General features: G+C 71.6%; 12 protein-coding genes. 5 read left to right on the plus strand and 7 right to left on the minus strand.

The features are described 5' to 3' along the window. The first annotated feature begins 5 nt into the window (after positions 1 to 5). Entirely contained in the window at positions 6 to 1,304 is a 1,299-nt protein-coding gene (locus IE250_RS01400) for an amino acid permease (RefSeq protein ID WP_189667479.1), read from the plus strand. Here the strand turns inward: IE250_RS01400 and pdxR are convergent. Continuing rightward, positions 1,249 to 2,679, minus strand: a complete 1,431-nt coding sequence (pdxR, locus tag IE250_RS01405; RefSeq protein ID WP_229872041.1) for a MocR-like pyridoxine biosynthesis transcription factor PdxR — start codon at positions 2,677 to 2,679, stop codon at positions 1,249 to 1,251. The genes IE250_RS01400 and pdxR overlap by 56 nt on opposite strands. A 101-nt stretch (positions 2,680 to 2,780) precedes the next feature. Between pdxR and IE250_RS01410 the strand changes: the two genes are divergently transcribed. Continuing rightward, positions 2,781 to 4,397 carry a tetratricopeptide repeat protein gene (locus IE250_RS01410; protein WP_189667480.1) on the plus strand — a complete coding sequence of 539 codons (1,617 nt, stop codon included), beginning with the start codon at positions 2,781 to 2,783 and terminating at the stop codon, positions 4,395 to 4,397. Between the two features lie 254 nt (positions 4,398 to 4,651). Here IE250_RS01410 and IE250_RS01415 read toward each other — a convergent pair whose 3' ends face one another. Then, on the minus strand, positions 4,652 to 4,882 hold the full coding sequence (locus IE250_RS01415; RefSeq protein ID WP_189667481.1) for an excisionase family DNA-binding protein: 231 nt from the start codon (positions 4,880 to 4,882) through the stop codon (positions 4,652 to 4,654). A 382-nt stretch (positions 4,883 to 5,264) separates the two neighbouring features. Here IE250_RS01415 and IE250_RS01420 point away from each other — a divergent pair, with 382 nt between their 5' ends. Next, positions 5,265 to 5,903, plus strand: a complete 639-nt coding sequence (locus IE250_RS01420) for a class I SAM-dependent methyltransferase (protein WP_189667482.1) — start codon at positions 5,265 to 5,267, stop codon at positions 5,901 to 5,903. Here IE250_RS01420 and IE250_RS01425 read toward each other — a convergent pair whose 3' ends face one another. The 3 genes from IE250_RS01425 to IE250_RS01435 all read right to left on the minus strand — a co-directional run bounded on the left by IE250_RS01425 (position 5,904) and on the right by IE250_RS01435 (position 9,876). After that, positions 5,904 to 6,650: a metallophosphoesterase family protein gene (locus IE250_RS01425; protein WP_189667483.1), complete on the minus strand. Its 747-nt coding sequence runs from the start codon at positions 6,648 to 6,650 to the stop codon at positions 5,904 to 5,906. A 41-nt stretch (positions 6,651 to 6,691) separates the two neighbouring features. Further along, complete coding sequence (locus IE250_RS01430; protein ID WP_189667484.1) at positions 6,692 to 7,555, minus strand: hypothetical protein; 864 nt, start codon at positions 7,553 to 7,555, stop codon at positions 6,692 to 6,694. A gap of 119 nt (positions 7,556 to 7,674) precedes the next feature. After that, positions 7,675 to 9,876, minus strand: a complete 2,202-nt coding sequence (locus IE250_RS01435) for a DEAD/DEAH box helicase (protein WP_189667485.1) — start codon at positions 9,874 to 9,876, stop codon at positions 7,675 to 7,677. Between the two features lie 97 nt (positions 9,877 to 9,973). Between IE250_RS01435 and IE250_RS01440 the strand changes: the two genes are divergently transcribed. Further along, positions 9,974 to 10,618, plus strand: coding sequence for an MSMEG_1061 family FMN-dependent PPOX-type flavoprotein (locus tag IE250_RS01440; RefSeq protein WP_189667486.1), 645 nt, complete (start codon positions 9,974 to 9,976; stop codon positions 10,616 to 10,618). 33 nt (positions 10,619 to 10,651) lie between these two features. Here the strand turns inward: IE250_RS01440 and IE250_RS01445 are convergent, their stop codons facing one another. Continuing rightward, on the minus strand, positions 10,652 to 11,317 hold the full coding sequence (locus IE250_RS01445) for a GNAT family N-acetyltransferase (protein ID WP_189667487.1): 666 nt from the start codon (positions 11,315 to 11,317) through the stop codon (positions 10,652 to 10,654). Positions 11,318 to 11,715: 398 nt separating this feature from the next. Between IE250_RS01445 and IE250_RS01450 the strand changes: the two genes are divergently transcribed. After that, positions 11,716 to 12,081 carry a helix-turn-helix domain-containing protein gene (locus IE250_RS01450; protein WP_189667488.1) on the plus strand — a complete coding sequence of 122 codons (366 nt, stop codon included), beginning with the start codon at positions 11,716 to 11,718 and terminating at the stop codon, positions 12,079 to 12,081. 40 nt (positions 12,082 to 12,121) lie between these two features. Here the strand turns inward: IE250_RS01450 and IE250_RS01455 are convergent, their stop codons facing one another. Continuing rightward, on the minus strand, positions 12,122 to 13,219 hold the full coding sequence (locus IE250_RS01455) for a carboxylate-amine ligase (RefSeq protein ID WP_189667489.1): 1,098 nt from the start codon (positions 13,217 to 13,219) through the stop codon (positions 12,122 to 12,124). Positions 13,220 to 13,236: the final 17 nt, after the last annotated feature.

Raw genomic sequence — 13,236 nt, forward strand, 5'->3', positions numbered from 1 at the left:
GGGTCATGCAGAACGGACTCAGCGTCCCTCAGGGCGCGGCGCTCACCCTCGGCGCGATGCTCGGCACCGGCGTCATCTCGCTCCCGGCCCTCGCCGCGGGCGTGGCCGGCCCGGCGTCCCTGGTGGCGTGGGCGGCGCTCGTCCTCCTGTCCATCCCGCTCGCCACGACGTTCGCGGCCCTCGGCGCCCGCCACCCCGACGGCGGCGGTGTGGCCACCTACGCGCGCCTCGCGTTCGGCGAGCGGGCGTCCACCATGGTGGGCTGGGCGTTCTACGCCACCATCCCGGTGGGCGCCCCCGCCGCGGCGGGCTTCGCCGGCGCCTACGTCGCGGACGCGACGGGCGGCGGTACGGGCACCGCGCTGGCCACCACCGTCGCCATCATCGCGGTGTGCGCGGTCATGAACTGGTTCGACCTGCGGGTATCCGGCACCGCGCAGCTGGTCATCGCGGGGGTGGTGGCGCTCCTGCTGACCGTCGCCGTGGTGGTGGCGCTGCCGCACGCGCAGGTCGGCAGCCTCACGCCGTTCGCGCCGCACGGCTGGGGCGCGGTCGGCTCCGCGGCGGCCCTGCTGGTCTGGGCGTTCGCCGGCTGGGAGATCCTGGGCTCGCTGTCCGCCGAGTACCGCAACCCCGCCCGGGACATCCCGCGGGCCACGGCGATAGCGGTGGCCGTGGTCGGCGTGCTGTACCTGGGCGTCGCGTTCGCGACGGTCGCGGTGCTCGGCCCGACGCCCGGCCCCGCGCCCCTCTCGGACCTGCTCGTGCTCGGGTTCGGGGAGCAGGCGCGGCCGGTCACCACGGTCGTGGCCGTGCTGCTGACCGTCGGGGCCATCAACGTCTACTTCGCGGGCGGCAGCCGGATGGGCGCTGCCCTCGCGCGCGACGGCGCGCTCCCGGCGTGGCTCGCGACCCGGCCGGGCCGCACGCCCCGCCGCTCCCTGGCGCTCATCACCGCTGTCGCCCTCGGCACGACGGCGGTGCTCGCCGCCCTGCACCTGTCCACCGACGCGATCCTCCTCATGGCGACGGCGACGTTCTCTCTGCTCTACGTGGTGGGCACGGCCGCGGCGCTGCGCCTCCTGCCGCGGTGGGGCGCGGCCTGGTGGTGCGCGGCCTTCTCGCTCGTGGCCGCGCTCGGCCTCCTCGTGATGACCGGGGCGCACATGACCGGCCCGGTCGTCGCCGCGCTGGGCGGGCTCGCCTGGGCGACCTGGCGACGGCGACGGGCACGGGCGGCGGCGGCCGTCACGGCGCCAGCAGACGCCCCAGCGCCTGAATTCCTGGCCGGATCGAGCTCGTGACCGCGCCGCCGATCCCGAGCACCATCCCGTCCCGGTGGGGACCCACCGCGAAGGCGGCGAGGGAGTCCAGGGCGACCGACCGGCGTCGGGCACGGGCGACGAGGGCCGGCGAACCCACCGGGGCGTCAGCGGGCAGGTAGGCCGCCACGTGCAGGCCCGCCGCCGACGGGACGGGCTCGACGGGCAGGTCCGCCAGCGCGTCCAGCAGGATCTCGTGCCGCTCCGTGTAGAGCGCCGAGGCCTTCCGCACGTGCCGGGCGAGCAGGCCGTCGTCGATGAAGCGCGCGAGCGCGGCCTGCACGTGCACGGCCCCGTGGCCGTCGGTGAGCTGGCGCGCCGCGAGCAGCGCCTCGCGCAGCGACGGCGGCGCGACCAGGTAGCCGACGCGCAGGCCGGGCAGCAGCGACTTCGAGAAGGTGCCGACGTAGACCACGCGGCCGTCCCGGTCGAGGGCCTGCAGGGACTCCAGCGGGCGGCGGGCGCGGCGGAACTCGCTGTCGTAGTCGTCCTCGATCACCGCCGCGCCGTGGCGTGCGGCATGCGCCAGGAGGGCCCGGCGCCGGGCGAGCGACAACGGCATCCCGAGCGGGAACTGGTGCGACGGCGTGGTGTAGATCAGGCGGGCGCGCGCCGGGATCTCGCCGACGACCAGGCCCTCCGCGTCGACGGGCACCGGCACCACCCGGGCCCCGTGCAGCGCGAAGAGCTCCCGCGCCTCGGGATACCCCGGATCCTCCATCGCGACGACGTCCCCCGGCTCGAGGAGGACCCGCGACACGAGATCGAGCGCTTGCTGGGCGCCCGTGGTGGCGATGACGTCGTCGGGCCCGGCGCGGACCCCGCGGGAGCCGGCAACGTAGCGGGCCACTGCCTCGCGGAACCGCGGCAGGCCCGCCGGACCGGCGTAGGAGCCGGCCGCGGGGCCGCCCGCGCGCGACTCGGCGGCCAGGAGCCGCCGCCACGTGTCGAAGGGAAAGAGGCTCGCGTCCGGGATGCCGACGCGGAAGTCGTGCGCCGGGACGGGCGCGTCGCCGCTGGCGGGATGCACCGCCCAGCGCCAGCCCGCCCGCGGGCGCAGAGCGCCCGGGCTACGGTGCCGCACGGGTGGCGCGTCGCTCGCCGCCGTGGTGGCGAAGGTGCCCGCGCCGGTCCGGGTCTCCAGGAAGCCTTCGGCGATGAGCCGTTCGTACGCCGTGGCGACGCTCGCGCGCGAGACGCCGAGATCGCGGGCGAGGTCACGCGTCGAGGGGAGCCGCTCCCCTGCGGGCAGGCGGCCCGTGGTGAGGGCCGCGTGCAGGGCGCGGTAGATGGCGTCGGTGCGCCCGGTGCGGCTGCTGAGATCGACGGCGAGGTCCACCAGCCGATCATGGCGCATCGCGTCGCTCATTACAGTTCAGACTCATCGGGGCAATTCACCCGGCTTGATACAGCTTTTTGGCTCCTTTCGGGGCGATACCGGCCCTAGCATCGCGGCTCATGAGCAGTGAACCCGCGCCGACGGCGACCCCACCCGCGGAGCCGGCCGACGCGGCCGTCGACACCCCCGTCGGGCCCCTCCTCGGGACCACCGGCGAGACGCCCGAGGCGACGGAGGAGACTGGGGCGCCCGAGACGTCCGAGGCACCCGACGAGGTCCCGGCCGACCCCCCGCCGTCGGCCCGCCCGCTGACCGCAGCCCTGCTCAACCTGAGCGGCTTCGGACTGGGCTACCTGCACCTGCGGGCGTGGGTCCGGCTGGTCGTCGCGCTCGCCGCGACGGCCGGGCTCGCGTGGGTCGCGCTGCCGATCGGGCGCGAGCCGATCGACCTCTGGTGGGCGGTGGGCTACCTGGGCGCGCTCGCCCTGTTCGCGCTGGACGCGGCACTCCTCACCCGACGCCGGGCACGGCGCCCGGCGCGGCGCCGCACCGTCTGGTCGCCCCGCGCCGCCGGCCGTGCCGCCTGGGCGACCCTCGCCGTCGTGCCGCTCCTGGGCGCCGCGTACGTGGTGACGCAGCACGAGGTGCTGGAGCAGCACCTCGCCTACGACCTGGACGAGGCCGAGGAGAGCCTGAAGTCCATCGGCACCTCGTTCGGCACGTTCACCAACACGTACGACGACGCGTACGCAACCTACGTGCAGACGGCGGCCGACCACCCCGACACACGCGCCGCCGACCGGGTCCCCGAGCTCATCGACGGCCTGTACGCGCAGGCCAAGGACGAGGACGAGTGCAAGACGCTCATCGCAGTGCGGCACTTCGCGAAGCCCAAGACGCCCGGCCCTCTGCAGCTGGTTGCGGAGGACGAGCTGCCCGGCGCGCTGCACGACTGCGGTATGCGCTCCACCGAGGACGGCGACTTCAACAACGCGCGGCCCACGCTCGAGGAGCTGCTTGCGAACCACCCGGCCAGCGAGCCTGCCGCTGCCCTGCCCGAAGACCTCGCGACATGGCGTGACCGCCTGCTCAAGAAGCTCGCGGCCAAGGGCGGCTGCACCGACACGGAGGACGCGAGGGACTCGGTGCACTTCCTCGGGGGGTTCGACTCCGGCAAGGTCAGCGCCTTGGCCGACGAGGTACGCAAGCAGGTGCCGGCCGGCATGCTCAAGTGCGCGGAGCGGCAGTTTCAGAACCAGCAGTATCTTGCGGCGCTGGAGAACCTGGACGGTCTCCTCAACTCGTACCCGAGGGCCAAGGAGACCGGCTACGCCGAGCGGCTCCAGATCGCCGCGGGGATCGCGAATGTGGACCCGAAGGCAGGCGTCAAGCTCCCCGCCCGCACCGAGCCCGAGGCAACGATCACGCTGACCGTCTACAACTACAGCCCCGACGATTTCGAGATGGTCTACACCGGCCCAGCGACGGGGGTGGTCACGATCGACCCGTGCGACGACTGCACGTACTACGCGGAGGGCGACGCGCCGGAGTGCACCGGCTACTCCCTGACCGTCCCGAGCACGAAGGTCACGGTCCCCGCCGGCAGCTACCTCACGGCTGTCCGGCGCGACGGAGTCGTGACCGGCTGGATGGACGACGGTGGTCAGGAGAGTGTTGAGAAGGCGGACTTCAGCATTGACGGCACCTGGTACTGCACCTGGATCTACAAGCCCTGAGCGCCCGACACGCTCCCGCACCGCCGGATTCAGTTCCCCCGGCGGCGCGGGAGCGGTTGAATGCGTTCTGACATGACTACGCCAGGTGAGCTGGAGCCCTCGAGCTGGGCGTGACATGAGGCGGGACATGACAAGAGCGCACGTTCGGAGGTGATGAACGTGCGCTCAGGCGTCAGGGTGCGTGGCTTCGTCGGTTCGCGGGGCCGACGCACTGCGTCAGCGGAAGCGCCAGAGCGCCTGCCGCCGCGCGGGGGTCATGCGGATACGAGTGCCTCCGCGTCGCGGTGCTCGCGGTCCGACTTGTAGGACTCGATCTCCGCGGCGTTGAACATGACGTCCGCCCCGACCATGTGGTAGTCGATCTCACCAGCCTCGAGAAGGTCGATCACGTGCAGCTTCGAGACGCCCAGCAGCCGCGCGGCTTCGAGCGCAGTGAGGTCTTGGTGCGGCCTGTTGACTTCTGCTTCCAATGTGATTTCGTTCACACAACCAGTCTTGCGCGTCGAGGTGGCCGAAGTCCAGTCGAATCGGTCCGAGTTTCGCTATCCGGCCGGTGATTCTTTTCTCCGGGAGGTAGAGTGTCGCGGCAATTGCCCACTCACCACGTCGAACGCCTGAAAGCAGCGCCACGCAAGATGTGACACGATAAGCGCCATTCGGCCGATCGCGATTGCAGATCGGCGATTTCCTGTCAACTGGCGGATCGGAACGATCCGTCGCGCGCGAGGGGGATGGATGGCCGCGCCGTCCGCAGTGCCCACACTCATTCCAGCCGTTAGCAGCGCCCCTCCCGATCTCCTGTCCATTCTTGATATCAATCGCGCCGCTTACGACATCCTCGCGAGAACGTACAAAGGCACGGCCGCGGTGCGTCAAGAGAACGCCAAGAAGTGGCTCATTCAGCGACTGCCGGAGATCACCACCGCGGGGCAACGGACGGCGCTGGACGTCGGATGTGCGGACGGCACTCACTCCCGCGTCCTGTCCGCCCTCGGGTACACGGTCACGGGCGTCGACTTCTCGGCGCAGATGATCTCCGCCGCGCGCGAGCTCACGGACGACCCGACACTCCCGAACAAGCCGTCCCTGCTGCACGGCGAGTTCCTGGCCGGACGGTACGTCGACGAGGACGGTACGCGCGCCCGGATCGACGGCGCGCGTTTCGACCTGGTGCTCGCCACCGCCTTCGTCCACCTCTTCCCGCCGGACGCCGACGATGACGCCGTCCGCAAGGTGCTGAGCCATGTCGCCCCCGGCGGCACGGCACTGCTCTCGACGACGGCCGCGATGTCGAACCGGCGGGGCCTCGAGCTCAAGGTCGGAGCGGGCGGGCAGGTCGCCCGCCGCTGGCGGAACCACTACACGCTCGAATACTTCGTGTGGCTCGTTCGCGAAGCCGCCCGCGACGTGTTCGGCGTCAAGGTTCCGGTGCGGCCCTGGGTCGTCGTGGACCCGGACTCCGAAGGAAAGCTCTGGGTCGACGTCGTCGTGACCCGACCGGCCTGATCACATCCCCTGAGACCCGCGGTACACGGCCGTCCGCAGCTCCACCGCGTACGGTTCGAACGACGGCATCTCGAGGCGCGCGGCTGCGGCGATCTCGGCCTCGATGTCGTACGGCACGCGGATGAAGTGCAGGCCGAACGGCGCCTGCTCGGGCTCGTCGACGACGCCCTCAAGAATCGCGTAGCTGGGGACCGGTTCGTCCAACGGGTTGCCGACGCTCCCCACGTTGAAGAGCGTCCGGCCGCGCTCGACCTCGACAAAGGTGTCGTGGATGTCGCCGTAACCCACCATGGAGGGCACCGGCCCGTTGCCGGTCATCCCGGTGTTGACGAACATGCCCTCGAACTCCTCTGCCGTGTGGTTGGCATGCACACGCACGTGCGGGCTGGTCGCCGAAGCGTGGAACAGCCTGATGTGCCGCCCGCTCATCAGCAGGTCGTGGCTCAGCGGCAGCGCCCTCAGCCAGTCACGCTGGTCCTGGCGCAGCTCGTCGCGCCACCAGACCATCTCCGTCGCCGACTCGTCGCTCCACACCGGCAGGTGGTCGTCCCAGTTGCCACGGATATTGACGTCGCACGCCTTGGCGCACCGGTCGACGACCTCACTCCCCCGCGGCCCCTTCCCGACGAAGTCACCGAGGTTGATGATCCGCTCGATCCCACGTGACTTGATGTCGTCGAGCACTGCATCGAGGGCGGTGAGGTTGCCGTGGACATCACTGATGAGGGCAATCCGCTCCAAAAGCACGCTTTGGATCGTCCCACACCCTGGCTTCGCGTCACGTCGATTCAGTCGGACTCCTCGCCCAGCGCCAGCCCCTCGTCGCCGACCCTCAGCGGGGGCGGCCTCCGTTCCGCGGGCACAGGATGCCCGACGGCCAGCGCGAGCGAGTGCAGGACGTGTTGCAGGATCGGCGGATTCAGGTCGTCATCGCCGTCGTACTGCGTCAGGCCGATGCCGAGCCGCTCGATGGACTTCCGGTAGAGATGGAACTCCACGTAGCCGGAGGCTCCGGACGTCCCGGGATCCCGGATCGAGCCGCTGTACTGGACGGTGGTCCGGTAGGTGTGGATGGTCAGCTGACCGCGCCCCGCCGCGTTGATCTGGCGAGCGAGCTCCTCCAACCGGTCGTGCGCCTGCAGAACCTGCCCGATGAACGCCTCGTTCCGGTCGTAGTACCCGTCGATGGTCGCGGCGATCGCCGGGTGGTTCACGAGCCACTCCGGATCGACCTTGATGACATCGACGTCCACGCCGCGGTTGACCATCGCCCAGATCAGGTTGGGGTCGCGCGCCACGCTCGTCATGCCGAACCCGAACACGACGACCTGACGCCGGGCGGTCTTCCAGATGTCGAGCGACGCGTTCCGGTGCTCCCGGTCCGCGCTCACCCACTCGATGCCCCGGTACTGGCGCAGCTCGTTCAGCAGGCGCGCCCGCTCCAGCTCGGCCTCCCGCTCCACCCGCTGACGGGCGGCGATGGTCTGCTCGAACAGGTACACGACGGCGATGACAACGGTGGCGACGGCGGTGCACCAGATGATCGGGATCGTGACCTGGTGCGGCATCACGTCAGGGATGAAGGTGAGAGCGAGGTTCGACATCGCACCCAGCGCAACGACCAGGAGACTTCCCCGAGCCCAGTTCTTCATGTGGACCACCCCCAGGAATCGCGCAGAACGACCTGGTTCCAGGAATTTGATGCTAAGGCAACAAACTAGTCAAGTCTAGACATTAACGAAACATCAGTTTTGCAAGGTGCGCGGGGCGTTCAGGCTGTGCGGCTCAGCCGCTCCTGCTCCTCGGCGAGGATCGTGCGCGACAGCGAGGTCTCGGACGGCGCCGCCACGTCCACCGCCGACGGCGCAGCGTCGGTGATCTCGGACTGCCGGGCGAACTCCTCGAACAGCGCCGACTTGGAGCCGAGGATCTCCATCATCCGCTGGTCCACCGACTGCTCGACCAGGAGCCGGTGCACCTGGACGGTGCGGGTCTGGCCCATCCGGTGCGCCCGCGCCACGGCCTGCGCCTCGATGGTGGGCTTCACCTGGGGCTCGCAGAAGATGACGACGCTCGCGGCCTGCACGTTCAGGCCGACTCCCCCGGCGGTGATCTGGCTGACCAGCACCGACGGCCCGCCGGGCTCGGACAGGGCGTCCACCATGGTCTGCCGTTCGGGCACGGGCACCGATCCGGTCAGGGGGCCCACCGCAAGGTCCCCGAGCAGGTCCATCACCTGCTCCAGCACCGACAGGAAGTAGGAGAAGACGATCACGCGGCGGCCGCCGTCGACCGCCTCGGTGACGATCTCGCGCAGGCGCACCAGCTTGGCCGACTCCTCGGGCGCGGAGACCGCGAACGCGGCCCGGCGCATCGCCATGAAGTTCCCGGCGAGCACGGCGTCGCGGTAGGCGGCGCCGTCAACCGGGCCGAACTGCTCCCACTCCTCGACCTGCACCATCTCGGGCAGCTCGGTGAGCACGTCCTCCTGGTTGCGCCGCAGGTAGGCCGGCGCGACGATCCGGCGGAACGCCTTGGCCCCGGACAGGCCCGCGTTCGGGTCGAGCTGCCCCGCCACCTCGGGCTGCAGGTAGCCCACCATGTTCTTGAACTCGGCGACCTTGTTCTCCATCGGGGTGCCGGACAGGAACAGGACGCGGTCGGACCGGTCGGCCCAGCGCCGCACCTCGCGGCCGCGGAGGGTCTCGGGGTTCTTCACGTAGTGCGCCTCGTCCACGACCAGGAGTGCGGGCCGCAGGTCGTACGGCAGGTCGAGCCGCCCCAGCACCTCGAACGTCGTGATCGCGACGCCACCGCCGTCCAGCCAGGCCGTCGCTGCCTCCTCCCGGTCGTTGCCGTGCATCACCACGGCCGTGAGGTCGGAGTGCTGCTCCACCTCGCGCTTCCAGTTGGTGACGACGCTCGCCGGGCACACCACGAGCGCGTGGGTGCCGCCGGTGGCGATGAGGTGCGCGGCCACCGCTATCGACTGCATGGTCTTGCCGAGGCCCATCTCGTCGCCGAGGATCGTGCGCCGCTGCACCAGCGCGTACTTGGCGCCGAACTGCTGATAACCGCGCAGGTTCGCGCGCAGCAGGGTCCGGTCCAGGGGCTGCGCCTCGACCCGCCGCACGACGTCGGCGGGCAGGCCGCCCTCGGCGGCCTCGTGATCGTCGCCCAGGTCCACGACCTGCGACAGCAGGCCGTAGTACTCCGCGGACCGGGCCTCGAAGTCCGCCCACACCTCTGACCCCTGGGGCGGCTGCCCGACAGCGGCGCGCACCGCACGCGCGTCGTCCGTCAGCCGCGCACCGCCGACCTGGTCGGCAAGCGCGGAGACCGCCCCGAAGGCGGCGGCCCTGCGGTCGGCGGGCGCCACCAGCCGGCGCCAGACGCTGGTGGCGAGCCGGGCGGGCTCGAGGTGCCCGGGCACGACGGCGGACACGCGGCGCGCCTCGTCGAGATGCCGGTGCCGGGCGTCGGTGGCCAGCCCGAACGCGTACAGGGACTGGACGAGCACCGTGGCGTACGGGTCGTCGGGGTCGACGTCGATGCGGAACCGCAGGTCGGCGTCGACCTCGTCGGCGAGCTCGCGGGCCGCCGAGGTCGCGAGCTTCGCGGTGCCCGCGCCGATGCCCGCCTCGACGAGCCGGTCGGTGCCAGTGACGAGCACCTGGGTGACGGTCTTGAACCCGGCCTTCTCCAGGACGGCGACGCGCAGCTTCTTGCGCCGCTCCTCCAGGGCCGTGACGCCGACGGTGCGCAGGTCGGCGTGAATGCGCACCTCGCGGGTAGCCGCATAGGCGTCGCGGACCCGCTCGCGCAGGCCGACGTCAGCGGTGGTGAGCAGCCGGGCGTCGTCGAGCAGCGCCTGGGCCTGCTCCACGACGCGGCGTGCCGCGCGGGCCTTCCACGTCCGGGGCGTGCCGGCGGGGGCGTCTGCTGGGCTGGGGAGGGTCGTCTGCTCGGTCATGGCGCTGCGAGCGTACCCGGATGGTCTGACATGCCCCATTCGCGGGGTGTGGGTCAGGCACTGGTCGCCGACGACGCGACCGGCTTATGTTGAGGCCATGACCAACCAGCCGAGCAGGTTCGGCGGGACTCCCGTCACCACCGTCGAGGAGCTCCGCGAGATCATCCCTCCGCCCCTCGGCCCGGCGGCGGGCAAGGTGCGCACCGCGCTGCACGACCTCGACCGGCAGTGGCTCCAGGCCGCGCCGCTGTGCCTGGTCGCCACGTCGGACGCCGAGGGCAACCTCGACGTCTCCCCCAAGGGCGACCCGGCAGGCTCGCTGGTGCGTGTCCTGGACGACCGCACCATCGCGATCCCCGAGCGCCCCGGCAACCGCCGCACCGACGGGTTCCTCAACGTGCTGGCCAACCCGCACGTGGGCCTCATCTTCGTGATCCCGGGGCGCGGCGACACGCTGCGGATCAACGGCTCGGCCCGCCTCGTACGCGACGCGCCCTACCTCGCCGAGCTCCAGGTCCGGCGCAACCTCCCCGTGCTCGCGCTCGAGGTGGACGTCGAGGAGGTCTTCCACCACTGCTCCAAGGCGTTCCTCCGCTCCAAGACCTGGGACCCCGCCGCCTGGGACCTGGAGTCGGTGCCGCGCCGCGCCGTCATCGCGCACACCCTGGAGCGCCAGGACCAGACGCTCGAAGAGGTCGAGGAGCACTACGGCCCGAAGTACGCCGAGACGATCTACGGGTGACCGGCCCCGGTCCGGGTGAGACGCGAGAACGACCTACGGCTGAGGGTCCATCTTCAGCATTGCCCGGACCGGGTCCACCCCGTGGAGCGTGACGTCCGGCCGGTGCACAGCCGGTCGCGCCTCCCACATCTCGCGCGTCATCCGGTACCGGTTCTCGGTGGCCGCCTCGCCCTGCCGGTCCGCCAGGCCGACCCCGTTCGGCACGTAGCCGAGCGACCGCGTCACCCCGTTGGACTCCGGGTTGTCGTCGAACGCCTCGGTCGTCGCGTCGACGGCGTCGAACCCCTCGAACAGCAGGTGCAGCGCCATCAGGCGCATCCGCTTGCCGATGCCCTGACCTTGATGTGCCAGGCCGAGCCAGGAGCCGGTCCCCGCAGAACGGGTCACCGGGAAGTTCTTGGCGCCCACGCTCTGGATACCGATCGGCTCGCGATCGCGGAACGCCGCGAGCTCCAGCGCCCATCCCTCGGGCGAGACCTTGCCGCGCGACGACCAGTGGTACTGCAGCAGGCCGCGACGCACCTCATCGGGCTCGCCGACGTTCCAGGGGTGCAAGAACGGGCTCCGCTCGGGCGGGTGGACGCCGGCCAGGGCGACGTCGGCCAGGCGGAGCAGCTCGGCGTCGTCAGGCAGGCGCAGCTCGAGGTCCCCGCAGGTAGCCCGGAGGCCGAACGGCGGGAAGGCGGTGGCAAGATCCATGCGCGGAAATGTCCCAGACTGCGCAGGCCGGAGCAACGGGAATTCTGGTCGAGCGGGCGGCTGATGCCTCGACACAGCCGCGGGGCGGCGTGGTCGACGGCCGCGGATGGCGTGGCCGGCACTGCGGCGGAGACCACACCCAGGTGAAGGGTTGTCAGGTGCGGTGAATTTCGTTCGCCTCAGCCACGCGTGATCCGGCTCAGCCGATCTGTTCGGCCACGGTGAGCTGGACAGGGTTCAGCCGAACGAAATTCACCGCACCTGGTAACCCCTCGGCTGGGTGTAGCTGTCCCCACGCAGCCCGCCACGACAGGGCTCCGCACATGAGAGAGCCACAGCACGACTAGCCCTGTGGACGGCCCCGGACGCCAGCCCTCGGCAGGCGCCAGGCTGGTTCCATGGCACGCACCACCTACGACCCCCTGGACCCCGACCCGCTCTTCGACGGCACGCTCGACCCCGATCTCGACGACGAGGTCCGACCCGTCGTCCGACCCCGGCCCGCACCCACGCTGAAGCGCGACGGGCTCGCCCTGCTGTGCGCCGCGGCGATCCGGTTCGAGGCCGCTCGGCGCGGCCTCAGCCAGATGCAGATCGCGGCCGAGGTCGGGCTCTCCCGCGCGGCGGTCTCCGACCGGTTCCGGGGCCGGACGCCCTGGACACTGGACCAGGTCGGCGTGATCGCCGAGCTCTTCGGCTGCGATCCCGCCGTCCTCGTGAACGAGCCGCGCAAGCCCGTGCGGGACATCGCCGGGAACTGCTGACGAGCTCCACGGAGCCCGTTCCGGCCTCGGACATCAGGCCTTACAGCAGCGTCGCGTCCGCCGCCCGCAGCGCTACCGCACCCAGATCGCCGTCGGCCTCGACCGCCCAGGCCCGCTGGCGCGACGCGCCGTTGCCGCCCGCCCAGAGCACGCCCAGCAGCTCGGTCACGTGGTCGAGGTCGCCCATGTCCACCAGGGCGTCGCGGACGTGGTCCACGAGCGCGCCCACGACGTCGTGCGCCGGGGCGGGCCGCCAGGTCCGGGGGTCCAGGAGGTCACCGGCGAGGCCCGAGCGCCCGGCCCGCCAGAGCGCCGTGCGCAGGATCTCGATGGGTACGTCGGGTGTTGGAGAGTCCGCCGCCCGCGCCGCCGTCTCCACGAGGCCACGGGCCAGCGCGGCGAGCAGCGTCGCCGTGTCCGCGGAGAGGCACACGTCGGCGACCCGGATCTCCACGGTCGGATAGCGCGCCGAAAGGCGCGCGTCGAAGTAGATCATCCCCTTGTCCAGGATCGTTCCGGTCGCGAGCAGGCCGTCCACGGCCGCGTGGTAGGCCTCCGGGGTGCCGAAGCACCGCGTGGGGCCTGACGTCGGCCAGCGGGACCAGACCTGGGAGCGGAAGCTCGCATACGCGGAGTCGACGCCCATCCAGTACGGCGAGTTCGCCGACAGGGCCATGAGCGGCGCCAGCCACGGCCCGATGCGGTCCAGCACCGCTACGCCCTCGGCGTCGTCGGCCACCGCGACATGCACGTGGCAGCCGCTGGTGAGCTGCTCGCGGGCGGTCAGGCCGAACTCCGCGCGGGCGGCCAGGTACCGGAGCTTGTCGACGGTCGTGCCGTCGACCGGCAGCGGTGAGGTGGCGAGGGCCGCGATGCGCGCGTCGTGCCGGTCCGCCGCGGCTTGTGCCCCCGTCCGGTTCGCCCGGATCGCCGCGGCGATGTCCTCGAGCGCCGCGAGCGGCGGCGTGGCCGTCTCGATCTGCTCCTGCATGAACTCGTGCTCCAGCGGCCCGTCGGTCGGCTCGGCAGTACCGATCACGGCCCCGGCCCGAGGGACCGGAGCCCCGTCGTGCCCGACCAGCAGCAGCTCCTCCTCGACACCGACGGTGCGCGCCGTCCCAGTCCCCGTGCCAGTCACCCTCGCAGTCTCACACG

Source organism: Promicromonospora soli, from assembly GCF_014653785.1.
In the GTDB taxonomy this organism is placed as follows: Bacteria; Actinomycetota; Actinomycetes; order Actinomycetales; family Cellulomonadaceae; genus Promicromonospora; species Promicromonospora soli.